Source organism: Roseivivax sp. GX 12232, assembly GCF_021272185.1.
Lineage (GTDB): Bacteria > Pseudomonadota > Alphaproteobacteria > Rhodobacterales > Rhodobacteraceae > Roseivivax.
Genome location: NZ_JAJSEC010000001.1, coordinates 565,487 through 590,558, shown reverse-complemented (window position 1 = coordinate 590,558; position 25,072 = coordinate 565,487). Strand labels below are relative to the sequence as shown.

29 protein-coding genes are annotated in these 25,072 nt (G+C 69.7%); 9 read left to right on the top strand and 20 right to left on the bottom strand.

Annotated elements, in window-relative coordinates:
* Positions 1–74 precede the first annotated feature (74 nt).
* On the top strand, positions 75–332 hold the full coding sequence (locus LR948_RS02695; protein WP_232752382.1) for a Rho termination factor: 258 nt from the start codon (positions 75–77) through the stop codon (positions 330–332).
* Between the two features lie 88 nt (positions 333–420).
* Entirely contained in the window at positions 421–795 is a 375-nt protein-coding gene (locus LR948_RS02690; RefSeq protein WP_232752381.1) for a nuclear transport factor 2 family protein, read from the top strand.
* A 113-nt stretch (positions 796–908) separates the two neighbouring features.
* Here the strand turns inward: LR948_RS02690 and LR948_RS02685 are convergent, their stop codons facing one another.
* Positions 909–1,925 (bottom strand): Hint domain-containing protein, encoded by a 1,017-nt coding sequence (locus LR948_RS02685; RefSeq protein WP_232752380.1) that lies wholly within the window; start codon positions 1,923–1,925, stop codon positions 909–911.
* A 133-nt stretch (positions 1,926–2,058) separates the two neighbouring features.
* Here LR948_RS02685 and LR948_RS02680 point away from each other — a divergent pair, with 133 nt between their 5' ends.
* Both LR948_RS02680 and LR948_RS02675 read left to right on the top strand, forming a co-directional pair.
* Positions 2,059–2,838, top strand: a complete 780-nt coding sequence (locus LR948_RS02680) for an SDR family oxidoreductase (RefSeq protein WP_232752379.1) — start codon at positions 2,059–2,061, stop codon at positions 2,836–2,838.
* The gene (locus LR948_RS02675; RefSeq protein ID WP_232752378.1) at positions 2,838–3,983 is read left to right on the top strand and encodes a hypothetical protein; all 1,146 of its coding nucleotides are present in this window, start codon (positions 2,838–2,840) and stop codon (positions 3,981–3,983) included. Before LR948_RS02680 ends, LR948_RS02675 begins: the two co-directional genes overlap by 1 nt.
* A gap of 297 nt (positions 3,984–4,280) precedes the next feature.
* On the opposite strand, the gene LR948_RS02670 is transcribed toward LR948_RS02675, so the two are convergent.
* From LR948_RS02670 to LR948_RS02640, 7 genes are all read right to left on the bottom strand, one after another.
* The gene (locus tag LR948_RS02670; protein WP_232752377.1) at positions 4,281–4,973 is read right to left on the bottom strand and encodes a M48 family metallopeptidase; all 693 of its coding nucleotides are present in this window, start codon (positions 4,971–4,973) and stop codon (positions 4,281–4,283) included.
* Positions 4,974–5,070: 97 nt separating this feature from the next.
* Positions 5,071–5,508, bottom strand: coding sequence for an OsmC family protein (locus LR948_RS02665; RefSeq protein WP_232752376.1), 438 nt, complete (start codon positions 5,506–5,508; stop codon positions 5,071–5,073).
* Positions 5,509–5,904: 396 nt separating this feature from the next.
* Positions 5,905–7,089: a VWA domain-containing protein gene (locus tag LR948_RS02660; RefSeq protein ID WP_232752375.1), complete on the bottom strand. Its 1,185-nt coding sequence runs from the start codon at positions 7,087–7,089 to the stop codon at positions 5,905–5,907.
* A gap of 10 nt (positions 7,090–7,099) precedes the next feature.
* Positions 7,100–7,267 (bottom strand): apolipoprotein acyltransferase, encoded by a 168-nt coding sequence (locus LR948_RS02655; protein ID WP_232752374.1) that lies wholly within the window; start codon positions 7,265–7,267, stop codon positions 7,100–7,102.
* Positions 7,264–8,637, bottom strand: a complete 1,374-nt coding sequence (locus LR948_RS02650) for a DUF2927 domain-containing protein (protein ID WP_232752373.1) — start codon at positions 8,635–8,637, stop codon at positions 7,264–7,266. The genes LR948_RS02655 and LR948_RS02650 overlap by 4 nt, the downstream gene beginning before the upstream one ends.
* Complete coding sequence (locus LR948_RS02645) at positions 8,637–9,092, bottom strand: GNAT family N-acetyltransferase (RefSeq protein WP_232752372.1); 456 nt, start codon at positions 9,090–9,092, stop codon at positions 8,637–8,639. Before LR948_RS02645 ends, LR948_RS02650 begins: the two co-directional genes overlap by 1 nt.
* 133 nt (positions 9,093–9,225) lie before the next feature.
* A complete protein-coding gene (locus LR948_RS02640) occupies positions 9,226–10,068 on the bottom strand; it encodes a MoxR family ATPase (RefSeq protein WP_232752371.1) in 843 nt (280 codons plus the stop codon).
* Between the two features lie 173 nt (positions 10,069–10,241).
* Here LR948_RS02640 and dksA point away from each other — a divergent pair, with 173 nt between their 5' ends.
* The 4 genes from dksA (at position 10,242) to LR948_RS02620 (ending at position 14,112) form a co-directional block, all read left to right on the top strand.
* A complete protein-coding gene (dksA, locus tag LR948_RS02635) occupies positions 10,242–10,664 on the top strand; it encodes an RNA polymerase-binding protein DksA (RefSeq protein WP_232752370.1) in 423 nt (140 codons plus the stop codon).
* A 70-nt stretch (positions 10,665–10,734) separates the two neighbouring features.
* Complete coding sequence (locus tag LR948_RS02630; protein ID WP_232752369.1) at positions 10,735–11,907, top strand: FAD-dependent monooxygenase; 1,173 nt, start codon at positions 10,735–10,737, stop codon at positions 11,905–11,907.
* Positions 11,908–12,160: 253 nt separating this feature from the next.
* Positions 12,161–13,129 (top strand): XdhC family protein, encoded by a 969-nt coding sequence (locus tag LR948_RS02625; RefSeq protein ID WP_232752368.1) that lies wholly within the window; start codon positions 12,161–12,163, stop codon positions 13,127–13,129.
* Entirely contained in the window at positions 13,126–14,112 is a 987-nt protein-coding gene (locus tag LR948_RS02620; protein WP_232752367.1) for a molybdopterin-binding protein, read from the top strand. Before LR948_RS02625 ends, LR948_RS02620 begins: the two co-directional genes overlap by 4 nt.
* Positions 14,113–14,316: 204 nt before the next feature.
* Here LR948_RS02620 and infC read toward each other — a convergent pair whose 3' ends face one another.
* The 7 genes from infC to cysG all read right to left on the bottom strand — a co-directional run bounded on the left by infC (position 14,317) and on the right by cysG (position 20,546).
* Entirely contained in the window at positions 14,317–14,859 is a 543-nt protein-coding gene (gene infC / locus LR948_RS02615; protein WP_370634864.1) for a translation initiation factor IF-3, read from the bottom strand.
* 121 nt (positions 14,860–14,980) lie between these two features.
* On the bottom strand, positions 14,981–15,835 hold the full coding sequence (locus LR948_RS02610; protein WP_304621971.1) for a ferredoxin--NADP reductase: 855 nt from the start codon (positions 15,833–15,835) through the stop codon (positions 14,981–14,983).
* A 99-nt stretch (positions 15,836–15,934) separates the two neighbouring features.
* The gene (locus LR948_RS02605; RefSeq protein ID WP_232752365.1) at positions 15,935–16,306 is read right to left on the bottom strand and encodes a DUF934 domain-containing protein; all 372 of its coding nucleotides are present in this window, start codon (positions 16,304–16,306) and stop codon (positions 15,935–15,937) included.
* Positions 16,303–17,100, bottom strand: coding sequence for a phosphoadenylyl-sulfate reductase (locus tag LR948_RS02600; protein WP_232752364.1), 798 nt, complete (start codon positions 17,098–17,100; stop codon positions 16,303–16,305). Before LR948_RS02600 ends, LR948_RS02605 begins: the two co-directional genes overlap by 4 nt.
* Positions 17,090–18,772 carry a nitrite/sulfite reductase gene (locus LR948_RS02595; protein ID WP_232752363.1) on the bottom strand — a complete coding sequence of 561 codons (1,683 nt, stop codon included), beginning with the start codon at positions 18,770–18,772 and terminating at the stop codon, positions 17,090–17,092. Before LR948_RS02595 ends, LR948_RS02600 begins: the two co-directional genes overlap by 11 nt.
* A gap of 62 nt (positions 18,773–18,834) precedes the next feature.
* Complete coding sequence (locus LR948_RS02590) at positions 18,835–19,152, bottom strand: DUF2849 domain-containing protein (RefSeq protein ID WP_232752362.1); 318 nt, start codon at positions 19,150–19,152, stop codon at positions 18,835–18,837.
* Positions 19,152–20,546 (bottom strand): siroheme synthase CysG, encoded by a 1,395-nt coding sequence (gene cysG / locus LR948_RS02585; protein WP_232752361.1) that lies wholly within the window; start codon positions 20,544–20,546, stop codon positions 19,152–19,154. Before cysG ends, LR948_RS02590 begins: the two co-directional genes overlap by 1 nt.
* Before the next feature lie 128 nt (positions 20,547–20,674).
* On the opposite strand from cysG, the gene LR948_RS02580 reads away from it, so the two are divergent.
* The gene (locus LR948_RS02580) at positions 20,675–21,154 is read left to right on the top strand and encodes an Lrp/AsnC family transcriptional regulator (RefSeq protein WP_232752360.1); all 480 of its coding nucleotides are present in this window, start codon (positions 20,675–20,677) and stop codon (positions 21,152–21,154) included.
* A gap of 7 nt (positions 21,155–21,161) precedes the next feature.
* Here the strand turns inward: LR948_RS02580 and LR948_RS02575 are convergent, their stop codons facing one another.
* The 5 genes from LR948_RS02575 to LR948_RS02555 form a co-directional block, all read right to left on the bottom strand.
* Entirely contained in the window at positions 21,162–22,334 is a 1,173-nt protein-coding gene (locus LR948_RS02575; RefSeq protein ID WP_232752359.1) for a cytochrome P450, read from the bottom strand.
* A 90-nt stretch (positions 22,335–22,424) separates the two neighbouring features.
* Positions 22,425–23,159, bottom strand: coding sequence for a triose-phosphate isomerase (tpiA, locus tag LR948_RS02570; RefSeq protein WP_232752358.1), 735 nt, complete (start codon positions 23,157–23,159; stop codon positions 22,425–22,427).
* 67 nt (positions 23,160–23,226) lie between these two features.
* On the bottom strand, positions 23,227–23,610 hold the full coding sequence (locus tag LR948_RS02565; RefSeq protein WP_232752357.1) for an iron-sulfur cluster assembly accessory protein: 384 nt from the start codon (positions 23,608–23,610) through the stop codon (positions 23,227–23,229).
* Positions 23,611–23,650: 40 nt separating this feature from the next.
* A complete protein-coding gene (locus LR948_RS02560) occupies positions 23,651–24,355 on the bottom strand; it encodes a DUF3307 domain-containing protein (RefSeq protein ID WP_232752356.1) in 705 nt (234 codons plus the stop codon).
* The gene (locus LR948_RS02555; protein ID WP_232752355.1) at positions 24,352–24,990 is read right to left on the bottom strand and encodes a hypothetical protein; all 639 of its coding nucleotides are present in this window, start codon (positions 24,988–24,990) and stop codon (positions 24,352–24,354) included. The genes LR948_RS02560 and LR948_RS02555 overlap by 4 nt, the downstream gene beginning before the upstream one ends.
* Positions 24,991–25,072: the final 82 nt, after the last annotated feature.

Genomic DNA, 25,072 nt, shown 5'->3' with positions numbered 1-25,072 from the left:
GCCGCAATTGCCCGCTTGGGCGCGGGGGAACCGCGCGCCGAGGCACGGGGTTCTTGCCGGAAAGGAGAGACGCCATGGCCGACCGCCCTTCGATCAAGAACGAGAGCCTGTATGACGACCTGCGCGACGAGGGCATGTCGAAGGAAAAGGCGGCCCGCATCGCCAATGCGCGCGAGAACGACGACATGGCGCCCGCCAAGAAGGGCGGCCAGCAGCCGCCCTACGAGGAGTGGACCAAGGACGCGCTTTACGAACGCGCGCAGGACATCGGCATCGAAGGCCGCTCCGACATGGACAAGGACGCGCTGATCGCGGCGTTGCGCAGGCACTGATCCCCCCTTTCACGGAAATCGTTCCCGAATCGATACATTCGGTGTATCGTGAGAACATTAAGTGAACATTTACCTGGGAGGGATAAGCATGACCGTCAGAGAGATCGCCGATGAACTCGTCGCCGGCTGCCGCGAGAGCCGGACGCGGGAGAACCTGGACAAGCTTTATGCCGAGGATGCCGTCTCGGTCGAAGCGGAACCGATGAAAGGCATGGACAGCGCCGAGACCCATGGTCTCGACGGCATCCGCGGCAAACATGACTGGTGGGACAGCGCCATGGAGGTGCTGGAAGGCCACGTGGGCGGTCCCTTCATGCATGGCGGCGACCGTTTCGCGGTGCATTTCAAGATGAAGGCCAAGGACAAGGCTTCAGGCGAAGTCTCGGATATGGAGGAGGTCGCGGTCTACCACGTCTCCGGCGACAAGATCGTGCGGGAGGAGTTTTTCTACACCATGGGCTGAGCTTGGAGGGGCTGGGCCAAGAGGGCTGAGTTTGAACGGGGCCGCCCGAGAAGGGCCAAGCCCGGCAAGGGCCTACTCTCGTCAGCGACCGAGCCGACCGGCGCCCGGCGCCGTCAGCCGCTCGAAGACTTGCGCAGCAGCGCGGCGGCGTCACCGCGGCGCAACAGCTCTTCGGCGACCTCGAGGCCGCTGCGCGAGCTTTCCTCGTGACCGGGCAGAAGCTCGGCCAGGCGGCCCTCGAACTCGCTCGGCAGGATGGCGGCGGTGCGCTCGTCCACCAGCATGGATTCCGCGGCGATGCCCTCGGCGTAGATGATCTGGTGGTGGTCGAAGAGCATCTGGAAGTAGTCGACGAAGCCGCCCGAGAGCTGCCGCACCGTGTCGCCGTTCACCAGGTGGCGCGCGCGCACCAGGATCTCGGCCCGGCCGGCGCCCAGCTCGTCGCGGCGCTGGTAGATGAACAGCCGGTGGTCGGGGCTGACGACCAGGTCGTTGAGGTTGTTCAGCACCCCGGCGCGGATCTCCACCGGGGCGAAGCCGCCCGAGGCCCGGGTGGTGCGCTGCCCGATCCAGCGGATCGGCTGCGGGCCGTCGTCGCGGGTGAGCACCTTGTCGCCGACGCGCAGATCCTCCACCGCGCATTGCGCGCCGGTGGCCAGGGTGATCAGCGTGCCGCGGGTGAAGGAGACGCAGGCCATCTGCGCGAAGCTCGCCAGCGGCCCCTCGGTGTCGACGCCGACCAGCGCGTAGTCGCGCTTGGGCGTGATCGGTGCCAGCGGCAGAAGATAGGTCGCGGCCACGTCGCCCTGGGCGTCGGTCTCGACCAGGACGATGGCCTCGGTGGTGGCGCCGTCGCCCGACATCAGGGTCAGGCTGCAATCGAGGTGCAGCTCGGCCCCCTCGGCGCCGACCTCGGTGCCCGGCGCCACGGTAAAGGGCCGGTCCGGGTGCGGCACGACGCGCAGGCCCACTTCGCCCGCGACCGGCGAGAGACGATACATATCGGCCAGCTCCAGCTCCTCGGCATGGCCGACGGGGTCGCCGAGGTTGGCGCCGTTGACGACGCGGAAATGCTCGGCCCGGAAGACCGCCAGCGTCTGCGCCGATCGTGCTGTGCCCTTGGCCGGCATTCGGGGGCCCCTCGCTTTCGCGCGCGTGTTGCGCCAGGTATCACCGCAGGAGACCCTGCCCGCGGATTATGTCATCAACGGGCCGGGTTGCGGGTCTTTTATCGACCCCAGGGCAACAGGGAAAGGAATGAAAATGGATCTCGGGATCGCGGGCAAACGGGCCCTGGTGACAGCCTCGTCGAAGGGGCTCGGGCGGGGCTGCGCCGAGGCGCTGGCCGAAGCGGGCGTCGAGCTGGTTCTGAACGCGCGCGGGGCGGAGGCGCTGGAGGCCACCGCCCAGGCCATCCGCGACGCCCATGGCGTGGCGGTCACCGCGGTGGCGGCGGACATCGTGACGCCCGAGGGCCGGGCGCGGGTGCTCGAGGCCGCGGGCCAGGTCGACATCCTAGTCACCAACGCCGGCGGCCCGCCGCCGGGCCCCTGGTCGGACTGGAGCCGCGAGGATTTCATCGCCGCGCTCGACGCCAACATGCTGACGCCGGTGGCGCTCATGCAGGCGATGCTGCCGGGCATGATGGAGGCCGGCTGGGGCCGGGTCGTCAACATCACCTCGCAGTCGGTCAAGGCGCCGATCCCGGTCCTGGGGCTGTCGAACTCGGCGCGCGCGGGGCTAACGGGCTTTGTCGCGGGCACCGCCCGGCAGGTCGCGCCGCACGGGGTGACGATCAACAACCTCCTGCCCGGCATCCATGACACCGACCGCGCCGCGGCGCTCGACGGGGGCGTGGTCAAATCCGAGGGCATCTCGGTCGAGGAGGCGCGCGCACGCCGGGCCGCGACGATCCCCGCGCGGCGCTACGGCACCGCCGAGGAATTCGGCCGCACCTGCGCTTTCCTGTGCTCGCTGCACGCGGGCTTCATCGTCGGGCAGAACGTGCTGCTCGACGGCGGCGCGATCAACGCGACGCTCTGATGGCACGGGGCCCGGACGGGCAGGGCGGCGGCGCGGGTTTCTCGCTCGCCGACCAGCTCTTCAACGCCGAGACGGTGGGCGTGCTGGCCACCGAACACGCGCATCTGCCGGGGGTCGATGCGGCGCGGTTCGCCGCGCGCGCGACCGAGGGGCTGGCGGAGCGGCGGCTGCTCGAACGGCTGGACTGGATCGCCGCCTGCCTGGGCGAAGAGCTGCCGCGCGACTTCCCCGCCATGGCCGAGGCGCTCGAGGCGGCGATGCCGCCGCCGCTCGATCCCGGGCGCAGCGACGATGACTTCGGGCGCTTCATCCACGCGGTGCCCGGGGTCCTCGCGGTGCGCCACGGGCTCGACGCGCATCCCGAACGGGCGCTCGACCTGATCCATGCCGCGACGCAGCGCTTCTCGATGGAGTTCTACATCCGGCCCTTCATCACGCGCTGGCCGGAGGTGACGCTGCCACGGCTGGCGGCCTGGGCGGAGGATCCCAACTACCACGTCCGGCGGCTCGTCTCCGAGGGCACGCGACCCCGGCTGCCCTGGGCGACGGCGCTGTCGCTTTCGCCCGAGGTGACGCTGCCGCTCCTGGACCGGCTGCACGCGGACCCGACGCGCTATGTCACGCGCTCGGTCGCCAACCATCTGAACGACATCGCAAAAACCGCGCCGGAGCTGGTCACGGCGCGGCTCGCCGACTGGCAGGCTGAGGGGCGGCAGGCGCGGGCAGAGCTCGACTGGATGACGCGCCACGCGCTCCGCGGCGCGATCAAGCGGCAGGAGCCCGGGGCGCTGCGGCTCCTGGGGTTCGACCCCGATGCACCGGTCGAGGCGCAACTCGATCTGACGCCCGAGCCCGTGCGGATCGGCGCGCGGCTGGGGATCTCGGTCCGGGTCGAGAGCGCCGCGCCGCAGCGACTGCTCGTGGACTATCGTATCCGCTTCCACCGCCCCTCGGGGCGACCGGGCGAAAAGGTCTTCAAGCTCGGCACGGGCGAGGCGCGGCCGGGCGCGCCGCTGATCCTGGAGAAGGCGCATCTGCTGAAGGCCGGGGCCACGACATTCACTTGGCACCCGGGGCCCCATGCGCTGATCCTGCAGATCAATGGGCGGGACCGGGCGGAGGCTGGGTTTACGGTGGAGGGCTAGGGGCGGTCTGGGCCACGTCCGGCCTCTGCCGGTTGCGACGGTGAAGAGGCGGAGCGGCGGGGGATGGAACGCGGCGCATTGCCTGCATCGCCGGGTGCCGTGAAGGCGCTTTGATCGCATTAACGCTTTTGCAGGTAATTGCGGGCTATTCTGTCTGCGCAAAGACCCTCACAGCATCACAGCATCACAGCATCACAGCATCACAGCACCACGGCCTCACCGCTCCATCGCTCGCGCTCGGTGTATGTTCGTTGGCAAGAAAATCCGCCGCGCTTACGGTCACGCGAGCCCACAGCCTTACCCCCGCGTGGTCTCCCACCGGGTCTCCAGCGCCTCGAGCGCGGCGATCCGCTCCTCGGTCTTGGGGTGGCTCATCAGCCAGGCCGGCACCGCGCCGGCGCGGGCGCCTGTCAGCGCCTCGAGCTTGGAGAACAGCGACTTCTGCGGGGCCACGCCGATCCCCGCCTTGGTCAGGAGCGCGGCGGCATAGGCATCGGCCTCGAACTCGTCCGAGCGCGAGAGCCGCGCGGCCAGAAGCGAGGTCACCGCGTTGGCGATCCAGACGCCGAGGCCCGGGATGATCCGGCCCAGCACCATGGCCAGCGCCGCGCGGATGGCGTTCTGGCCGGAGAAATCGATCATCCGCCGCCGCGAATGGCCAAGCGCCACGTGCCCAAGCTCATGGGCGATGACCGAGGCCAGCTCCTCGCCGGTCACCTCGCCGTTGCGGTATTTCCGGTAAAAGCCGCGGGTGATGAAGATCCGCCCGTCCGGCGCGGCGAGCCCGTTTACCGGGTCGATCTCGTAGATATGCACCTTGATGCGCGGAACATCGAGCGCGCGGGCGAGCCGGGTGAGGATCTCGCGCAGGCCCGGGTCGGCCAGTTCGGTCGACTTCTGGTCCAGCTCCTTGCCGGTCCGCCAGGCCGAGAAGCGGTACATGGCGAGCGCGTAGAGGATGGCGAAAAGGATCGGCGCGATCTTGAGCATGCCCTCAATATGGGGCCTAGGGGGCGGAACGAAAAGCGCCCGGCGGTCGCAGCCGCCGGGCGCCTCTTGGTCCCGTGAGTGACGGGCGGGGGGCCGATCAGGCCAGCTTCGCCGTCATGGTGATCTCGGCGGTGCCGCCCTGGTAGAGCTTGGAGATCGGGCAGCCTTCCTTGGCGGCATTGGCCGCCTCGAGGAACTTCTCCTCGGAGAGGCCCGGCACCTTGGCGGTCACGTCGAGATGCACGCGGGTGACCGAGAAGCCCTCGCCGTCCTTGTCGAGAGTGACGGTGGCGCGGGCGTCGATGTCGTCGGCCTTGGCGTCGTGCTGACCGAGGATCATCGAGAGCGCCATGGCGTAGCAGGAGGCATGGGCCGCACCCACCAGCTCCTCGGGGTTCGAGCCCGCCGCGCCCTCGAAGCGCTGGTTGAAGCCGTAGGGGGTGCCTTTCAGCACGCCCGACTCGGTCGAGACCTGGCCCTTGCCGGACTGCAGGTCGCCGGACCAATGCGCGGTGCCGAATTTCTCGATTGCCATGGGATTGTCCTCCTTCGCTTGGGTGTCGGGGGAAAACTATCGCGCGCGACAGAAAGTTCCAGAGGTATTTGTGCGGGGGAGGGGGCGGGCGGTTTGGTGAGGGTTCGGCGGGGCCGGGGATGTGCGGCGGTCTGTAGACGGTCAAGCCGGGTGCACCAGAGGGCGCGACGGACTGGCGCCACGCAGGCGGTCAATCCGGGTGCACCGGAGGGCGCGCGCCGGACCGGGGGGCGGCGCTGCCGAGCTCTGAGCTGCGCGCTTTATCCCGGCAAGGTCATTGCTCACTGAGAGCTAAGCACACCACCCCAAGGAGCGCCGGCCCATCGGGCCGGTCCGGCGCGCGCCCGGCATCTTCGATGCTGTTCGGGCGCAAGAGGCGCGCAAAGTCCCAGGCGCTCACCGCGTCAGCTCGCGCATCCCTTCCTCGATCCCGGCCAGGGTCATCGGCACCATGCGGTCCTCGAAGATCTCGCGGATCATGCCGATCGACTGGGTATAGCCCCAGTATTTCTGCGGCACCGGGTTGATCCAGAGGTGGTCCGGCCACTGCTGCCGGGCGCGCATCAGCCAGGTCTGGCCGGCCTCCTGGTTCCAGTGCTCGTTGGCCCCGCCGGGCACGGCGATCTCGTAGGGGCTCATCGAGGCATCGCCCACGAAGATGCATTTGTAGTCGCCGCCGTAGGTCCGCAGGATCTCGGCGGTGGGCATCTGCTGGTCCCAGCGGCGGCGGTTGTCGCGCCAGACGCCTTCGTAAAGGCAGTTGTGGAAGTAGAAATGCTCGAGGTGCTTGAACTCGGCCCGGGCCGCCGAGAACAGCTCTTCGACCACCTTGATGTGGTCGTCCATCGAGCCGCCGACATCGAGAAAAAGCAGCACCTTCACCGCGTTGCGCCGCTCGGGGCGGGTCTTCACGTCGAGGTAGCCGTGCTCTGCCGTGGCCCGGATCGTGCCCGGCAGGTCCAGCTCGTCCGCCGCCCCGTCGCGGGCCCATTTGCGCAGCCGCTTCAGCGCCACCTTGATGTTGCGGGTGCCGATCTCGATGGAGTCGTCGTATTCGCGGAACTCGCGCTTGTCCCAGACCTTCACCGCGCGGCGGTGGCGGCTTTCGTGCTGGCCGATGCGCACGCCCTCGGGGTTGTAGCCATAGGCGCCGAAGGGCGAGGTGCCCGCGGTGCCCACCCATTTCGAGCCGCCCTGGTGCCGGCTCTCCTGTTCCTTCAGCCGCTCGCGCAGGGTCTCCATGAGCTTGTCGAAACCGCCCATGGCCTCGATCTCGGCTTTCTCCTCCTCGGTGAGGACCTTTTCGGCCATCTTCTCGAGCCAGTCACGCGGCAGGTCCACCGCCTCGAGCACCTGGTCGAAGCTGATCGCCTCGAGCCCAGAGAAGGCGGCGGCGAAGGCGCGGTCGAAGCGGTCGATGTGCCGCTCGTCTTTCACCATGGCGGCGCGGGCGAGGTAGTAGAAGCCGTCGATGTCATAGGTGGCGAGGCCCGCGCGCATGGCCTCGAGGAAGGTCAGATATTCGCGCAGCGAGACCGGCACGCCGGCCCCGCGCAGCTTTTCGAAGAAGGGGACGAACATGCCCCCGCTCCTACACCAGAATGTTCTCGAGCGCGATGGTGCCGATCAGGCCCAGAAGCGCGAAGGCGATGGCGTAGATGGCGGAATACTGCAGAATGTCGAAGCGGTCGCCCTTGCGGCGCCGGGCGGTCAGCCCGCCGATGAGCGCGCCCAGAAGCGCGGCGATGATCACGATCATGAACCCGGGGTCCTGCGTTTGAGCGGATTGAGCGCGGCGATCTCCTCGAGCTTCGCGCGCACGGCCTCGTCGGAGCCGAAGCCGTATCTGGCCCAGCCCAGACTGTCCAGCCGGACCGCCCGTGCCTCGCTGTCGCGGCCCGACAGCTCCAGCGCCTCGGCGCGCAGCATCAGGAGCGTCGCCAGAAGTGCGGCGTTCTCGTGCCGTTCGGCGCTGGCGATGCCGGGCTCGAGCCGGATCAGCGCCGCCTCGGGGCGGTTCTGCACGATGGCATGGGCGGCGAGCTGCGAGATCACATAGGCGCGGTGCAGCTGGGTGCGGGGCGAGCGGGCGAAATACCCCTCGGCGGCGCGGAACTGGGCCAGCGCGGCCTCGAGGTCGCGGCCCTGCAGGATGCGGCCCATGGCGTAATGCGAAAAGCCGCGGCGGTGATCGGTCCAGCCGCGCGCCTCGGCGATGGAAAGCGCCCGTCGGGCGGCGGCCTCGCGGTCGGGCGTGCCGGGGCCGAGCGCCGCCTGCACCGCCTCGATCCAGCGGCGCGGCGTGGCCTCGCTCGGGGCCGGGCCGCCGAAGGCACCGGCGGGGTTGAGCCGGTCGAGCACCCCGGGCAGCCGGGCCGCCACCGCGTCGCGGCTCATGCCCGAGCGCAGCGCCGGGTCGTAGAAGGCGCGCAGCACCAGCATGTCGAAGCCGGTCAGCACGGTGTGCACATTGTCGTCGTTGAAGACCGACTCCGGCAGGCGGTAAAGGTCGTTCAGCGGGCCGATGGCCTGGGCCAGTTCCTCGTGCAGGCAGTCCCGCACCTCCTGCGGGCTGGCGTCGCCGGGCACGAAGACCGAAACCCGCTTGCGGGTGGTCATGGCCGACCAGTTGATCCGCCCGCTTTGCCGCGACCGGGCGTATTCCCGCAAGGAGCCGACGTTCGGCACCACGAAACAGGCGGCCTGCGGCAGGTAGCGGCGGATCTCGCGGCGGGGCACGGCCTCGACGGTGACCTCGGCGCTGCGGCTGCCCTGGGCGGCGCGGGCGATGTCGATCCCGGCTTCGGCGCGCAGCCGCGCCAGGAGCCGGTCGAGGTCGCGCTGCAGCATGGGCTTCGGCGCGCCGGTCACCCGCACCCGGATCGGGCCTTCGAAGCGGGTGAAGCGCTCAAGCTCGCGGCCCGATTCCAGCGTGAAGGCAAGGTCGAGGAAATCCCGCGCGATCTCGGTGTTGGAGGCCGCGGTGGGGGCGGGGCGCGTCGCCGCGAAACTGCGCATCGGCGGCAGGCTGCTCTCGGCGATCATCGCCGCGCGGGTCGGCGTCTCGCCTTCCGAGGCGGGCATGCAGGCGCCAAGCGCCAGCGCCAGGGCCAGGGTCGCGCGGCGCATCACGGGCGCTGATACTTCACGAAGGGGGTGAGCTGGCCGATCCGGTCGTAGAGCTTCCGGGCCGTCCTGTTGAAGTCCTGGGTCAGCCAGTAGACCTGGCCCGCGCCCTGGGCGTCGGCCTCGGCGTAGACCGCCTCGATCAGCGCCCGGCCGACGCCGCATCCGCGCATCTCGGGCAGGGCGTAGAGGTCCTGCAGGTAGCAGACCTCCTCGATGCGCCAGGCGTGGCGGTGAAAGAGGTAATGCACGAGCCCCACGAGCCGCCCCTCGGCCACCGCCACGAAGGCGCTGTGGTCGCGCGGGTCATCGCCCAGGAGCCGCGCGAAGGTGCTGTCGTAGACCTCGGGGGTCACGGCGCTTTTGTAGAACTGCAGGTATCCGGTCCAGAGCGCGGCCCATTCGGCGCGGTCGCCGGGGGCCAGCGGACGGATCTCGAGGTCGGGGCTTTGGGCCATGCGCGCGGGACCTTCTGCTCGGGGTGCCGCCGCCGGTCTGTCGCGGCGGTCGGATCCTCTCCTCGCCGCAGTATGGGGCAAAGCGCGGCGCTTGGCTATTGCCCCGGCGCCGCACCCGAAATCCCGGCGCGCCTCAGCGCGCCTGCCGCCGGGCCATGAAGGCCAGCCGCTCGAAGAGATGCACGTCCTGCTCGTTCTTCAGAAGCGCCCCGTGCAGCTTCGGCAGCGCATCGGCGCCGTCGCGCTTGAGGTCTTCGGCGCTCAGATCCTCGGCCAGGAGCAGCTTCAGCCAGTCCAGCACCTCGGAGGTCGAGGGCTTCTTCTTCAGCCCCGGCTGTTCGCGGATCTCGTAGAACTGGCTCAGCGCCTCGGAGAGAAGCGCGGGCTTGATGCCGGGGTGATGCACCTCGACGATCCGGCGCAGCACGTCCTCGTCGGGGAAGCGGATGTAGTGGAAGAAGCAGCGGCGCAGGAAGGCGTCGGGCAGCTCTTTCTCGTTGTTCGAGGTGATGATCACGATGGGCCGCTGGCGGGCCTGCACCGTCTCGCCGGTCTCGTAGACGTAGAACTCCATCCGGTCGAGTTCCTGCAAGAGGTCGTTGGGGAACTCGATGTCCGCCTTGTCGACCTCGTCGATCAAGAGGACCACGCGCTTCTCGGCCTCGAAGGCCTCCCAGAGCTTGCCCTTGCGGATGTAGTTGCGCACGTCGTTGACGCGCTCGTCGCCAAGCTGGCTGTCGCGCAGCCGCGAAACCGCGTCGTATTCGTAAAGGCCCTGCTGCGCCTTGGTGGTGGACTTGATCGACCACTCGATCATCCGCGTGCCGAGCGCCTCGGCGACCTGCCGCGCGAGCTCTGTCTTGCCGGTGCCGGGCTCGCCCTTGACCAGGAGCGGACGCTCCAGCGTGACCGCGGCATTGACCGCCATGGTCAGGTCGTCTGTGGCCACATAGGCGTCGGTTCCCTCGAATTTCACGCGCCGATTCCTCCTGGGTTTTGGCTGTCTCATACCGCGAATTTTACATCCGGCCGCATCAGTTAAGTAGTGACAGCCGGGCGGGCTTGGGCTATGCGCAGCCCTATAAACAGGGGTGCCAGATATCCAGGGGAAGTGCCATGGCGGATGTCGGCGTTTTTGACGGAGCAGTGATGAAGCCGGAGACTTTCTTGCCCGATGACTATCGTCCGAGCGAGGACGAGGAGTTTATGAGCCCGCGGCAACTCGAATATTTCCGCCGCAAACTGATTACCTGGAAACAGGATCTTATGGCCGACAGCCGCGACACGATCGAGGGGCTGCAGGACTCCACCCGCAACATTCCAGATGTCACCGATCGCGCCAGCGAGGAGACCGACCGCGCCATCGAGCTGCGCACCCGCGACCGCCAGCGCAAGCTGGTCGCCAAGATCGAAAGCGCGCTGCGCCGCATCGAAGAGGGCGAATACGGCTTCTGCGAGGTCACCGGGGAGCCGATCTCGCTGAAGCGGCTCGATGCCCGCCCGATCGCCACCATGACGCTCGAGGCGCAGGAAAAACACGAGCGCCGCGAGAAGGTGCACCGCGACGACTGACCCGCAGGGTCGCGACGCATTGGGGGCGCCGGGCCGAGGAGGCCGGGCGCCTTTTCTTTTCGGAGGGGTCATGGATCTGACAGCGCGACGGATCGCGGTGGTGGGCGGCGGCATCGGCGGGCTCGCCGCGGCCCTGGCCTTCCGCCAGGCCGGGGCCGAGGTCACCGTGCTCGAACAGGCCGAGGCCCTGCGCGAGGTCGGCGCCGGGCTGCAGCTCTCGCCCAACGGTCTGGCGGTCCTGCGCGCGCTTGGCGTGGCGGTGAACCCCGGCGGCGCGCCCCGGGCGCGGGCGGTGTCGCTGCGCGACTACCGCGAGGGCCGTGAGGTGCTGCGCCTCGATCTCGGACGGCTCGGGCCGGGCATGGACTACCGGCTGGTGCATCGCGCCGACCTGATCGACGCGCTCGCCCGCGCCGCCCGCGAGGCCGGGGTGAAGATGCGGCTCCTGCAGAAGGTCTCGGACATCACGCCGGGCAGCCCGGCGCGGCTGCGCATGGCCAATGGCGACGGCATCTCCGCCGACCTGGTGATCGGCGCCGACGGGCTGCATTCCGCGGTGCGCCCGGCGCTGAACGGCCCCGCCGCGCCGCGCTTCACCGGGCAGGTGGCCTGGCGCGCGGTGGTGCCCAATGTCACCGGCCATCCGACCGAGGCGCGGGTGCACATGGGCCCGGGCCGGCATCTGGTCAGCTACCCGCTGCGCGACGGCGAGGCGGTGAACCTCGTCGCCGTCGAGGAGCGCCGCGACTGGGTCGCCGAAAGCTGGTCGCACCACGACGACCCCGAGAACCTGCAGCGCGCCTTCGCGGGCTTCGGCGGCGCCTCGGCGCGGCTGCTGGCCGAGGTCGAGACGCCGGGCCTCTGGGGGCTTTTCCGCCATCCGGTCGCCGCGCGCTGGCACGCGGAAGGGGTCGCGCTTTTGGGCGATGCCGCGCATCCGACGCTGCCCTTCCTGGCCCAGGGCGCGAACCTCGCGCTCGAGGATGCCTGGGAGCTCTGCGACGCCTGCATCCGCGCCGAGACGCTGGGCGCGGGGCTCGCCGCCTACCAGTCGCGCCGACGGGATCGGGCGACGCGGGTGATCAAGGCCGCGAGCGGCAACGCCTGGAAATTCCACCTGGCGCTGCCGGGCCTGCGCCAGGCCGCGCATCTCGCGCTGTCGCTCGGCGGGCGCTACGCGCCGGACCTGATGCTGAAGCAGTTCGACTGGCTCTACCGCTACGACCCGACCGCGCCGCGCTGAGGCGTCGCGCGCGAGCCTTGAGAGCCGGACCGTCGCCCTACGCTCCACGTTCTAAGCTCTAAGCTCTAAGCTCTAAGCTCTAAGCTCTAAGCTCTAAGCTCCTCGATCTACGCTGCGCGCGGGCCAGAGGCGTGCGGCCACGTCCCACCCCATTCCCCCATCCCCCGCTTCCCTTCCCGCCCGCGCGCCCCCACTTTCGGAGGACGGGACAAAGCCCGCCCAAAGGGTTAGGAAGGCCCCGGGAGGCAAGACCATGGACCGTTTCGACCCGATTCCCGAAACCGCGCTCGACTGGCACCGCGCGGGGCGCGGCGCCTGCCTGGCCACCGTCACCCAGACCTGGGGCTCGGCCCCCCGCCGCGTCGGCGCGCAGCTCGCCATCTCGGGCGACGGCGCCATCGAGGGCTCGGTCTCGGGCGGCTGCGTCGAGGGCGCGGTGATCGTCGAGGCGCTGGAGGCGCTCGAGACCGGCGAGATGCGCGAGCTGGAGTTCGGCGTCTCGGATGCCGATGCCTTCGCCGTGGGCCTGGCCTGCGGCGGCACCATCCGGGTGCTGATCGAACCGGTGGGCGCGGTGCTGCCCGAGCCGATCCTGGCCGAGCTGGTCGCCGCACGCGCCGCCCGCGAGCCCGTGGCCGTGGAAAGCGACCTCGACAGCGGCGCCCGGCGGATCCTGCGCGCGGGCTACCCCGCGCGGTTCCGCGCCGACCGCTCCGGCTTCGAGGAGGAGACCCGCACCTTCGTCACCATCCACAACCCGCCCCTGCGGCTGGTGGTGGTCGGCGCGGTGCATATCGCCCAGGCGCTAGTGCCCATGGCGCGGCTCGCGGGCTACGACCCGGTGATCATCGACCCGCGCGAGACCTTCGGCTCCGAGGCGCGCTTTCCCGGCGAGACGATCCTGAACGACTGGCCCGACGAGGCGGTCGAGGAGGCCGGGCTCGACAGCCGCACGGCGCTGGTGCTCCTGACCCATGACCCCAAGCTCGACGACCCGGCGCTGCAGAAGGCGCTGGTCTCGGAGTGTTTCTACATCGGCGCCCTGGGCTCCACCCGGACCCACGCCAAGCGCGTCGCGCGGCTCGAGGCGGCGGGCTTCACGAGCGAAGAGATCGCCCGCATCCACGGGCCGGTCGGGCTCGACATCGGCGCCGCCGGCCCCTCGGAGATCGCCGTGGCGATCCTCGCCGAGATGACCCGGGTCCTGAGACGCGCGCGATGAGGTTCGGACCCGTGCCGCTGGCCCGCGCCGAGGGCGCGATCCTGGCCCATTCCGTGGCCCTCGAGGGCGGGCGGCTGAAGAAGGGGCTGACCCTCGGGGCCGAGGACCTCGCCGCGCTTCAGGCGGCGGGCCATGCCGAGGTGGTGGTCGCGCGGCTGGAGCCGGGCGATCTGCACGAGGACACCGCCGCCGCGCGGCTCGCCGCGGCGCTGGTGGCGCCCGGGGCGGGGCTTCGGATCGGCAAGGCCGCGACCGGGCGGGCCAATATCTTCGCCACGGGGGTGGGGCTTGCGGGCATCGACGCGGCGCGCATCGACGCGCTGAACGCGGTGCACCCGATGATCACCGTGGCGACCGTGCCGCCCTGGCAGCGCATGGCCGCGCGCGGCATGGTGGCGACGGTGAAGATCATCTCCTACGCGGTGCCCGAGGCGGCGCTTGAGGCCTCGGCCGAGGCCGGGCAGGGGGCTTTGAGCTTCGCGACCCCGCGCGTGAAGCGCGCCGCGCTGATCCAGACCGAGGCCGGCGCCGCGGTGAACCCCGCCAAGGGCCACCGCGCCATCGAGGAGCGGCTTGCCCGGCTCGACGTGGCGCTCGACCCGCAAAAGGTCGTCCCGCATGAGATCGCGGCGCTGTCCGAGGCGCTCTCCGCCTCCGAGGCCGAGGCGCTTTTCGTGCTGACCGGCTCGGCCACCTCGGACCTTTTCGACACCGCCCCCGAGGCGCTCCGCCGCGCCGGCGGCACGGTGCATCACTTCGGCATGCCGGTCGATCCCGGCAACCTGCTGTTCCACGGCGATCTCGGTGGTAAGCCGGTGATCGGCCTGCCCGGCTGCGCCCGGAGCCCGGCCCTCAACGGCGCCGACTGGGTGATGGAGCGCCTCCTCTGCGGCGTGCCCGTCACCCCCCGCGACATCGCCGCCATGGGCGTCGGCGGGCTCCTGAAAGAGGTCCCCCAACGCGGCCGCCCGCGGGAGGCGTGAGGGGGGGCTTCGCAAGAGCAGGGTGGGGCGCCCGGCCCGCAACTCCTAGCGGATGAACCTGTGGGGGAGGAGGCACGCGGTAAGCGCGTGAACCCTACGTCAGAGCGATTGGTGCGTGGTCGTGTCCGAAGGCGTCCGCCCGCCCCCCGCAACAAAAAAGGGCGCCACCGGGGCGCCCTCCTGCGTCGTGAAAGACGGGAAGCCTTACTTCACCGGGCCGATCATCATGATCATCTGCCGGCCTTCCATCTTGGGCATGTTCTCGACCTTGCCCACTTCCTTCACGTCGTCGGCGACGCGTTCGAGAAGCTCCCGGCCGAGGTTCTGGTGCGCCATCTCGCGGCCGCGGAAGCGCAGCGTGACCTTCACCTTGTCGCCCTTTTCGAGAAACTTGAAGACGTTCTTCATCTTGACTTCGTAGTCGTGCGTGTCCGTGTTGGGACGGAACTTCACTTCCTTGACGTCGATCGTCTTCTGCTTCTTGCGGGCCTCGGCCTCGCGCTTCTGCTGCTCGTACTTGTACTTGCCGAAATCCATGATCTTGCAGACCGGCGGATTGGCGTTGGGAGAAATCTCCACGAGGTCGAGCCCGGCCTGTTCGGCCAGTTCGCGGCCGCGGTCGGGCGAGACGACGCCGACGTTTTCCCCTTCGGGGCCGATCAGACGGATTTCAGCCACCCGGATGCGGTCGTTGACGCGGGGTCCGGTGTCACGGGTGGGCGGCGCGTTATGAGGTCTGCGGGCTATGGTGCGGGTCCTTTCAAATGACTTCGATCAGGAGCGCAAAGTAACCTCGCGCCCCCGGGCTTTCAAGCGTCAAACCCGACGATAGCCGGCTGTGCAAGTCGTTTTCACGACAAAGCGCGGATCAGTCGAGGAAGGCCTTCTCGACCACATATTGCTTGGGGTCGGAGTTCGCCCCTTCCTCGAGCCCGTAGCCCTCGAGCAGCTCCTTGATCTCGAGGTTGAAGGCGAGGTTGCCGCAGACCATCGCGCGGTCGGTCTCGGGGTGGATCGGCTCGACGCCGAGATCCTCGAAGACCTCGCCCGAGCGCATCAGGTCGGTGATCCGGCCCATCTTGGCGCTCTCTTCGCGGGTGGTGGTCGGATAGTAGCGCAGCTTGGCGAGGTTCTCCGCACCGATCAGCTCGTTCAGCAGCTCGTCGTCCTTGATCGACTGGATCAGCTCGGCACCATAGGTCAGCTCGCCCGCCTCGCGGCAGGTATGGGTGATGATGACCTCGTCGTAGTCCTCATAGGTCTGCGGGTCGCGCAGGAGCGAGGCGAAGGGCGCGATGCCGGTGCCGGTGGCGAAGAACCAGATCCGCTTGCCGGGAAGCAGCGCGTCATGCACCAGCGTGCCAACGGGCTTGGGGCGCAGGATGATCTCGTCGCCGGGCTGGATGTGCTGCAGCCGCGAGGTCAGCGGGCCGTCCTGCACCTTGATCGAGTAGAACTCCAGCTCCTCGTCCCAGGAGGGGGAAGCGATGGAATAGGCGCGCAGGAGCGGCTTCTGCTTGCCGGTCTTGGGGTCCGGCTCGCCCATCAGGCCGATCATCACGAACTCGCCCGAACGGAAGCGCAGGCTCTGCGGGCGCGTCACCCGGAAGGAGAACAGCCGGTCGGTCCAATGCGTGACCTCGGTCACGGTCTGGGCATCGGGCAGGGCCATGGTCTTCACGGGCTTGGCGGCAGCTTGGGTCACGGGTTTCTGCTCTGTCATATGCTGTCATCGACCGGCGGCGCCGGTCCCTCTCGCTTAGTCGGTTCGGGAGCCCGCCGAAAGGGGGCGTTTGGTCTCGGGGCCTCGGGGCGTGGCGGCTCAGCCCCGGAGGCGGGCCTGGTAGTCGCCGGCCTGCCAGTCGGCGCGGAAGAGCCACTGGTCCTCGGGCTGGCGGCGGGCGAGGTCCTCGGAGATCTCCACCTCGTCGAAGCCCGCGCGGCGCGCCATGGCGTATTGGTCGGCGATCACATGGCCGCGGGCCCGCAGCCTGCCGCCGTAGCCGCGCAGCCGCAGGAGCCGCGCCAGCGTGAAGCCGCGCCCGTCGGAGAAGCTGGGGAAGTCCACCACGACCATCTCGGCGCCCGCGGCGCTTTCGGCCAGGGTCGCGGGGTCGGTGTCGGGGGCCAGCTCGACGGCGGCGCCCTGGAAGTCGTCGGAGCCGAAGCCCCCGTCGGTCACGATCACGCTCATGCGTCTGTCTCCTGCCTGATCGCGCGGCCGTCCACGATGTGGATGCCGCATTCGTCCTTGTCCTCGCCGCGCCAGCGCCCGGCGCGCGGGTCCTCGCCCTCGGCCACCTTGGAGGTGCAGGGCTGGCACCCGATCGAGGGGTAGCCCTGTTTCACCAGCGGATGCCGGGGCAGGCGGTTCTCGTCCATATAGGCGCGCACGTCCTCGGGCGCCCAATGGGCCAGCGGGTTGACCTTGATCCGCCCGGTGGGCTCGTCGAGCTCGAAGAAGTCGAGCGCCGCGCGGCCCTGGCTCTGGTAGCGCTTGCGCCCGGTGATCCAGCCGTCGAAGCCCGAGAGCGCCTGTTCCAGCGGCACCGTCTTGCGCAGGGCGCAGCAGGCGTCGGTGTCGGTGAAGCGCAGCGCGCCATAGGGGTCGCGGGCCTCGAGCGTCTCGCGGTCGGTCTTCAGGATGCGCACGTCCTTCAGGCCCAGCCGCTCGGCCACTTCCTGCTGGTAGACCAGCGTCTCGGCGAAGAGCAGCCGGGTGTCGATGAAGAGGACCGGGGTCGCCCGGTCCACCATGGCCACGAGGTGCAGCAGCGCCACCGATTCCGCCCCGAAGCTCGACACCATGGCGATGCGGCCCGCGTCGGGATCCTTCAGCGCGCCGCGCAGCACCGCGGTCGCGCCGTGGTGGCGGTAGCGCGCGTTCAGCCGCGCCACCCGCGCGCGCAGCCGCTCGAGCTCGGCGGGGCCCGGCGCCGCCGGGCGGCCCGCGCTCTCGGCCTCGGTGAAGGCGCGTTCAGGCAGCATGGGCCTTATCCTTGCGCTCGGGCGCGTCGTCGTAGAGGGCCTCTTTGAAGGGCGCCATGCCGAGGCGCCGGTAGGCCTCGATGAAGCTTTCCTCGGCGCTGTCGCGCAGCTCCAGGTAGCGCCCGACGATGCGCTCGATGGCGGGCACGACCTCTTCGGCGGCAAAGCCCGGGCCGGTGCGCTGGCCGAGGCTTGCGGCTTCGGTGTGATCGCCGCCCAGCGTGATCTGGTAGTTCTCCACACCCGCGCGGTCGAGCCCGAGGATGCCGATATGGCCCACGTGGTGGTGGCCGCAGGCATTGATGCAGCCCGAGATCTTGATCTTCAGGTCGCCGATGTCCTCTTCGTTGCGGAGCTGCTGGAAGCGGGTGGCGATCTCCTGGGCGATCGGGATCGAGCGCGCGGTGGCCAGCGCGCAGTAATCCATGCCCGGGCAGGCGATGATGTCCGAGATCCGCCCGATGTTCGCGGTGGCGAGCCCGTGGCGCTTCAGCTCGGCGTAGAGCGCGGGCAGGTCACCCTTGTGCACATGCGGCAGCACGATGTTCTGCTCGTGGCTGACGCGCAGCTCGTCGTGGCCGTAGCGCTCGGCGAGGTCGGCCATGACGCGCATCTGCTCGCTCGTGGCGTCGCCCGGCGTCGCGCCATGGGCCTTGAGCGAGATCTGCACGATGGCATAGCCCGGCGCGCGATGCGCGGTCAGGTTGGTGTCGGCCCAGGAGCGGAAGGCCGGATCGGCCGCGCGCGCGGCCTCGTAGCCCTCGGTCGAGGCCTCGCGGAAGGCCGGCGGCGCGAAGGCCGCGCGGATCTCCGACAGCATCTCCTGGTCGATGCCCTTGAAGGCGGGCTTCAGCTCGGCGAAGCGTGCGTCGACCAGCGACCGGATCTCGTCGATGCCGTGCTCGTGCACGGTGATCTTGATCCGCGACTTGTACTTGTTGTCGCGGCGGCCGAGCAGGTTCCAGACCGAGACGATGGCCTCGAGGTAGGGCAGCAGGTCCGCCTCGGGCAGATAGTCCGCGATGACCTTGCCGATCATCGGCGTCCGGCCGAGGCCGCCGCCCACCAGCACCTGGTAGCCGATCTCGCCCGCGTCGTTCTTCACGATGCGCAGGCCGATGTCGTGGGCCGCGGTCACCGCGCGGTCATTCGGCGCGCCGGTGACGGCGATCTTGAACTTGCGCGGCAGGAACTGGAACTCCGGGTGATCGGTCGACCACTGGCGGATCAGCTCGGCCACCGGGCGCGGATCGGCGATCTCATCGGCGGCGGCCCCGGCGAAATGGTCGGCGGTCACGTTGCGGATGGTGTTGCCCGAGGTCTGGATGGCATGCATCTCGACCTGCGCCAGGGCGTCCAGCATGTCCGGCACGTCGCGCAGCTGCGGCCAGTTGAACTGGATGTTCTGGCGGGTGGTGAAATGCCCGTAGCCCTTGTCCCAGCGCTGGGCGATATAGGCGAGCTGGCGCATCTGCCGGGCGTCGAGCGTGCCATAGGGCACCGCGACCCGCAGCATGTAGGCGTGCAGCTGCAGGTAAAGACCGTTCATCAGCCGCAGCGGCTTGAACTCGTCCTCGGTCAGCGCGCCGTCGATGCGGCGCTCGACCTGGGCGCGGAACTCGGTGTTGCGCTTGGCCACATAGGCGGCGTCGAACTCGGAATAGCGATACATTCGGGATGTCCTTCCTGGGGCCGCGGATCCGGGCTGGGCCGGACCCTGCGGGTGCCCGCATGTCACGAGAATTCGGGGCTCTGGCGCTGGGCCTGCTTACCGTGGAAGTAGTTCGAGGGCCCGGTGCGGCGGAACTCCTCGCGGAAATGCGTGGGCTCGGGGCCCTCGGCCTCGGGCGCCACATCGGCGAGGTAGACGCCCACCGCCTCGTTGGGGCGGCGCTGCGCATCCAGAAGGCGCACCGCGGCATGGGCCTCGTCGGTCAGCACCTCGGCGCGGGACAGCTCGCGCGTCCAGCTGTCGTCCTCGGCCAGGTAGACCACGTCGCCTTCAAGCAGCGCGTTGCCGGTGACGACCTTGGGGGTGAAGGGACGGGGCATCAGAGCGCCTCCTTGATGAGTTCCTGCGCGGCGGCCTCTGCAGCGCGGGGCGCCAGGCCGAAAAGGGTGAGGGCGGGGCCGGCCATCTCGGCCTCGGAGAGATCGGTGGCCAGCGTCGAGAGCCGCGCCGCCAGCACCCGCTGGTCGGGGCGCGAGGCGTTCTCGATCACCGTCACCGGGGTCTCGGGGTCGGCGCCATGCATCAACAGGCGGCCCTGGATGAAGCGCGCGGCCTTCTTGCCCATGTAGATCGCCGCGACCTCGCCGGGGCGGGCCATGGTCTTCCAGTCGTGATCGGCGAAGCCCTTCATGTCGTGGCCGGTCAGCAGCTTGACCGAGGCGTTGCGCCCGCGCTTGGTCAGGCTCTGCCCGATCGCCGCGACCGAGGCCGAGGCGGCGGTGACGCCGGGCACGATGGTATAGGCCAGCCCCGCCTCGGTGACGGCGTCGAGCTCTTCGTCGAGCCGGCCGAAGACCGTGGGATCGCCGGACTTCAGCCGCACCACCTGGGCGCCGGCACGGCCGTGCTCGACGATCTGGCGATTGATGTCCTCCTGCGCGGTCGAGGGGCCGAAAGCCTCCTTGCCGACATCGACCATCTGCGCCTCGCGGCGGCAAAGCTCGAGGATCTCGGGCGCGACAAGCCGGTCGAAGATCACCACGTCGGCCTCGTCGAGGGCGCGGCGCGCCTTCAGCGTCAGAAGCTCGGGGTCGCCCGGGCCGGCGCCGACGAAATGCACATGGCCCGGCTTCTCGGCGGCGTTCAGATGCTGCTCCAGGAGCCCGTCGAGCGCCGCCTGCGCGCCCTCGGCGCCCTCGGCGTCAAAGGCGCGGGGGCCTTCCTTGAAGTAGTAGTCCGCCCAGAAGTCGCGGCGCGGGCGGCCATGCGGCAGCGCCTCGGCGAAGCGGCGGAAGGCCTTGCCGATGCGCGCCAGCGCGCCGAGCCCCGAGGGCAGGCGCTCTTCGAGGTCGCGCTTGATCGCGCGGGCCAGCACCGGGGCGGCGCCCTCGGTGCCGATCGCCACGGTCACCGGGTCGCGGTCGACGATGGCCGGCGTGATGAACTGGCTGTCGGCGAGGTTGTCGACGATATTCGCGAGCGCCCCGTCGGCGCGGGCCAGCGCCACGGTGCGGGCGTCCTCGGCCGCGTCCTCGTCGGCGGCGTAGAACAAGACCGCGCAGGTCGCGTCGCCGGGCTCCATGGCGCGGCGCATCAGGCGCAGCTTGCCCTCGCGCTCCCAGGTCTCGATCTCGGCGGCGGGCTCGGGCGCGAAGACGGTCAGATGCGCCTCGGTCTTCATCAGAAGCCGCAGCTTGGCCAGCGCGGCCTCACCGCCGCCCGACAGGACGACACGGCGTCCCGCCAGGGCCACGAAGATCGGGAAATGTTGCATCGGATGGTCCTCCGCCTCGGGCGTCTCTTGGACCTGATATAGAATTTCTTCCCGGTTTCAGGCTAGATCATTGCGAAAACAAGGATGTATGTTCTATATCCCGGGCGAAGACGAACAGGGAGTCCGGCATGGCGGGCAAAGACGGAACAGAGGTTCGCCTCGACGACACCGACCGGAAAATCCTTTCCGAATTGCAGCGCGACGCAAGCCAGTCGCTGGACGACATCGCCCGGAACGTGGGCTCCTCCAAGACCCCGGTCTGGAACCGCATCCGCAAGATGCGCGAGGCCGGGATCATCGGCCGCCAGACCGTGGAGCTTGATGCCGAGGCGCTGGGCTTCGAGGCCTGTTTCTTCGTGCTGATCCGCACATCGGAGCACGAGGCCGACTGGCAGCGGCGCTTTCTCAAGGCGCTGCGCGAACGCCCCGAGGTGCAGGAGGCGCACCGGCTCGCGGGCGACATCGACTACATCCTCAAGGTCCGGGTGAAGAACGCCCGCGCCTATGACGTCTTCTACCAGGCGCTGATTTCCGAGGTGAAGGTGCACAACGTCACGGCGCTTCTGTCGATGGAAGAGATCAAGTCCACCGCCGCGCTGCCGCTCTGAAGGGGCCCTAGCGCGTCACCATCAGCCGCTCCAGCCCGTGGAAATGATAGGTCTGCGCGTAGCGCGGCGCCTTGGCAAGCGCGAGCTCCGGCAGCCGCTCGAAGAGGATCGGCAGCGCCAGGTTCAGCTCGAGCCGCGCGAGCGGCGCGCCCACGCAGAAATGGATGCCGCCGCCGAAGGCCAGGTGCTTGACCGGCGCGCGGGTCGGATCGAAACGGTCGGGATCCGCGCAGGCGGCGGGGTCGCGCCCGGCCGAGGCCAGGAGCAGCCCGACCTCGTCGCCGCGCGCGAACTGGTGGCCGCAGACCTCCACGTCCTCGTAGGCGTGGCGGGTAAAGAGATGCAGCGGCGGGTCGTAGCGCAGGATCTCCTCGGTCGCGGCCTCGGCGCCCTCGCGGGTGACGCGCTGCCCGTGTTCGAGAAGCGCCTTCACCCCGTTGCCGATGGTGTGCACCGTCGCCTCGTGCCCGGCATTCAGCAGCAGGATCACCGTGGCGATCAACTCGTCGTTCGAGAGCTTTTCGCCGTCCTCCTCGGCGGCGACGAGATGCGACAGCAGGTCATCGCGGGGTGCCTTGCGGCGGGCCTCGATCACGCGCCGCAGGAAGTCCGAGAACTCGGCGGCGGCGCGGGCGGCGCGGTCCTCGTCGGCGCGGGTGCGGCCGGCCTGATACATGCCGACCATGGCGTGCGACCAGTCCAGAAGCGCCGGCGCCTCTTCCTCGGGCACGCCCAGGAGCCGGGCGATCACGATGACCGGCAGCTTCTCGGCGAACTCGGGCAGAAGGTCGAAAGGCCCCTCGGGCAGGGCGTCGATCAGCTGGCCGCTCAGGGCCTCGATCTCGGGGCCGAGGGCGGCGATCCGGCGCGAGGTGAAGGCCCTGAGGACCAGCCCGCGCAGCCGCGTGTGGCGCGGCGGTTCGAGCTCCAGCATGGAATTGTCGTCGACGGCGTAGAAGGGCGCCAGGTGCGGCGGGCGCGGCTGGGCCTTCTCGGGCGGCACCTCGCGGCCGAAGCGGCGGTCCTTCAGAAGCGCCGCGACCGCGGCCTGCGAACAGGCCACGGCCATGCCGTAGTCGTCCCAATAGGCGATGTCCCCCGCGGCCCTCGCGCGAGCGTAGAAGGGGTAGGGGTCCTGGACGAAGGCGGGGTCGGTCGGCGACTGGGAGAGGTGCTGCATCGACGGCGAGACTGCCCCCGCCGCGGGGCGGAGACAAGGGTGGAAGCGGCGTCAGCCGCGCCCGCCCGTGCTGCTAGTTCGCGGGGGTGATCAGGCCGCGTTCAGCGCGTCGATGATGCCGCCGAAGTCGCTGGCCTTGAGGCTCGCGCCGCCCACCAGCGCGCCGTTCACATGCGGCACGCCGAAGATCTCGGCCGCATTGCCGGGCTTCACGCTGCCGCCGTAAAGGAGCGCCATCTCCGCGCCGCCCTCGAACCGGGCGGAGAGCTTCTCGCGCATGAAGGCATGTACCTCGGCGATCTCTTCGAGCGAGGGCACCTTGCCGGTGCCGATGGCCCAGATCGGCTCATAGGCGATGACGGTGTTCTGCGGCGTAGCACCCGCGGGCAGGCTGCCGGCGAGCTGGCTGCCGACCACCTCGAGCGTGCGGCCGCCCTCGCGCTCCTCGAGGCTTTCGCCGATGCAGACGATGGCGGTCAGCCCCGGGGCCCAGGCGGCCTCGGTCTTGGCGGCGACATCCGCGTCGCTTTCGCCGTGATCGGCGCGGCGCTCGGAATGGCCGGTGATGACGAAGCCCGCGCCGGCCTCTTTCAGCATCAGGGCCGAGACGTCGCCGGTATGCGCGCCTGTCTCGGCGGCATGGCAGTCCTGCCCGCCGATCGCCACCGAGCCGGCCTTGGCGACCGCGCGGCTGATCAGCGTGGCGGGCGGGCAGATCACCACCTCGGCGGCGTCACCGCTGCGCCCGGCCAGCGTCTCGAGCTCGGCGAGATCCGCGCCGAGCCCGTTCATCTTCCAGTTTCCCGCTGCGATCTTGCGCGCCATGAAATGACCTCCTTGCCCAATGTCGCGGCGATCATCGCCGAGGGGCACCTGAGGTCAAGGGGGCGGCTCAGCCCTCTTCGGCGCGTTCCGCCTGAAGGGCGTCCACATCCTTGAACTTGATCGATTCGCCGCATCCGCAGGCATCGACCACGTTGGGGTTGCGGAACTTGAAGCCGGCTTCGAGCAGCGCGACCTCGTAGTCGATCTCGGTCCCGAACAGGAACATCTGCGCCATGGGCGCGATCAGCACCCGCGCGCCGTCCTGTTCAACGACCTCGTCGTTGGTCTCGGCGTCGTCGACGTAGTCCATGGTGTATTCCATGCCCGCGCAGCCACCTTTCTTCACGCCGATCTTCAGCGCGTAGCGCCCGTCGCGCTCCATCAGCTTCTTGATCTGCGAGGTGGCCGCCGGGGTCATCGTCACCGGCGCTTCTCCGGGAATGGAAAACATCTGTCTGGCTCCAATCGTCCTGTCCCCCAAACCTAAGAGGTCACGGCGCGAATTCCAATGGGGGCAGGGCGGAGAGGAGATGCGCCGTGCCATAGGCGACCAGGAGCGCCCAGGCGAAGGAGGCCAACGTGCCGGTGATGACATATTCCGCCGTGCGGTTGTCGCGGGCGGCGTCGAAGCGCAGGATCGACTTGGCCGCGATCAGGAAGCCGATGGCCGCGGGCTCGCCGATCAGCACGAGGATATAGATCATCGCGCGTTCAAGCTGGCCGATGATGGCGCCCGCGCCGGGCAGGCTGTCGGGCAGGTCCGAGGTGTCCCAGCCCGAGACCAGCGCCCCCACCGCGAAGCCGCCCGCGCGGATGGCGTAGATCCCGCCTGCGACAAACAGCATAAGCGTGGGCAGGCGCGGCTCGCCGGCCCAAAGCCCGGTTTGCCAGAGGTCGGGCGCATAGGCGGCGACGGCCAGGAGGCTCGCGAGATGCGCGGCCTGGTCCCAGAGGAAGGGGCCGAGCCCGGGGCCCGCACGGCTTTTCGCGACGTCGATGACCAGATGCGCGGCGGCCAGCGCCAGAAGCGCCGGGGCGGCGATCTGCCCGGTCGCGGCCTGGGCGGTCAGCAGCACCAGCGCGCTGTGCAGCACAAGCACGCCCGGCCGCGCCTTGTTCGCGGCCATCCAGTTGGTTTGAAATACAAAATCCGCGACGACATGGGCCAGGAACAGGGCGGCGAAGGTCTCGATCATGGCGCGGTGTCCGCAAAGTCATGGGTCAGGAAGGCCTCGCGCGCGGGGCCAAGGGCGGTGAAATGCGCGCTGGCGAGCCGCGACTGCGCCGCCTGCCGCGAGACGCCGAGCCGGGCGGCCAGCGCGGCATGGGTGGCATGGCCGGGCACCAGCATGAGCGCCACGGCCTCGGCCTGGGCGGCGGTCCAGCCCTCGGTGAGCTCGGTCACAAGCGCGAAGGTGGCGTGCTGCCAGGGGCCCGCGCCGGGCCAGGCGAGCTGTAGCCGGGCGCCGCGGGGCACCTCCTCCAGCGCCTGGCCCGCCGCCTCGAAGGCCGGGCCCGCCGCATCGGCGAGGCTGGCGGTGCCGGGGCTGCGGATCGCACCCAGCGCGATGCCCATCCGGGTCTCGAGCGGCACTTCCGCCGCCCGGAGCCGCGCGGTGAGATAAAGCAGCAGGTCCAGCGTCAGCGCGGGCCGTGCAAGCAGGAGCTGCCAGCCGTCGCCGCGATGCCGGGTGAAGCGGAGCGCGAGCCCGTGGTGCGCCGCGAACTCCGCCGCCGCGCGGGCGAGCGTGCCCAGCGTCGCCTCCACGCCCTCTGGCGCGGCGCGGGAGTCGATCAGATCCCCGGTGAAGACCGCCTGGATATCGCCCATCTGCAACCGTTTTCGTTTGCTATGCCTTGGTGCAATCTAAAGCGTTTGCTTATGCGCTAAGCAAGCATTTTTGTTTGCATCA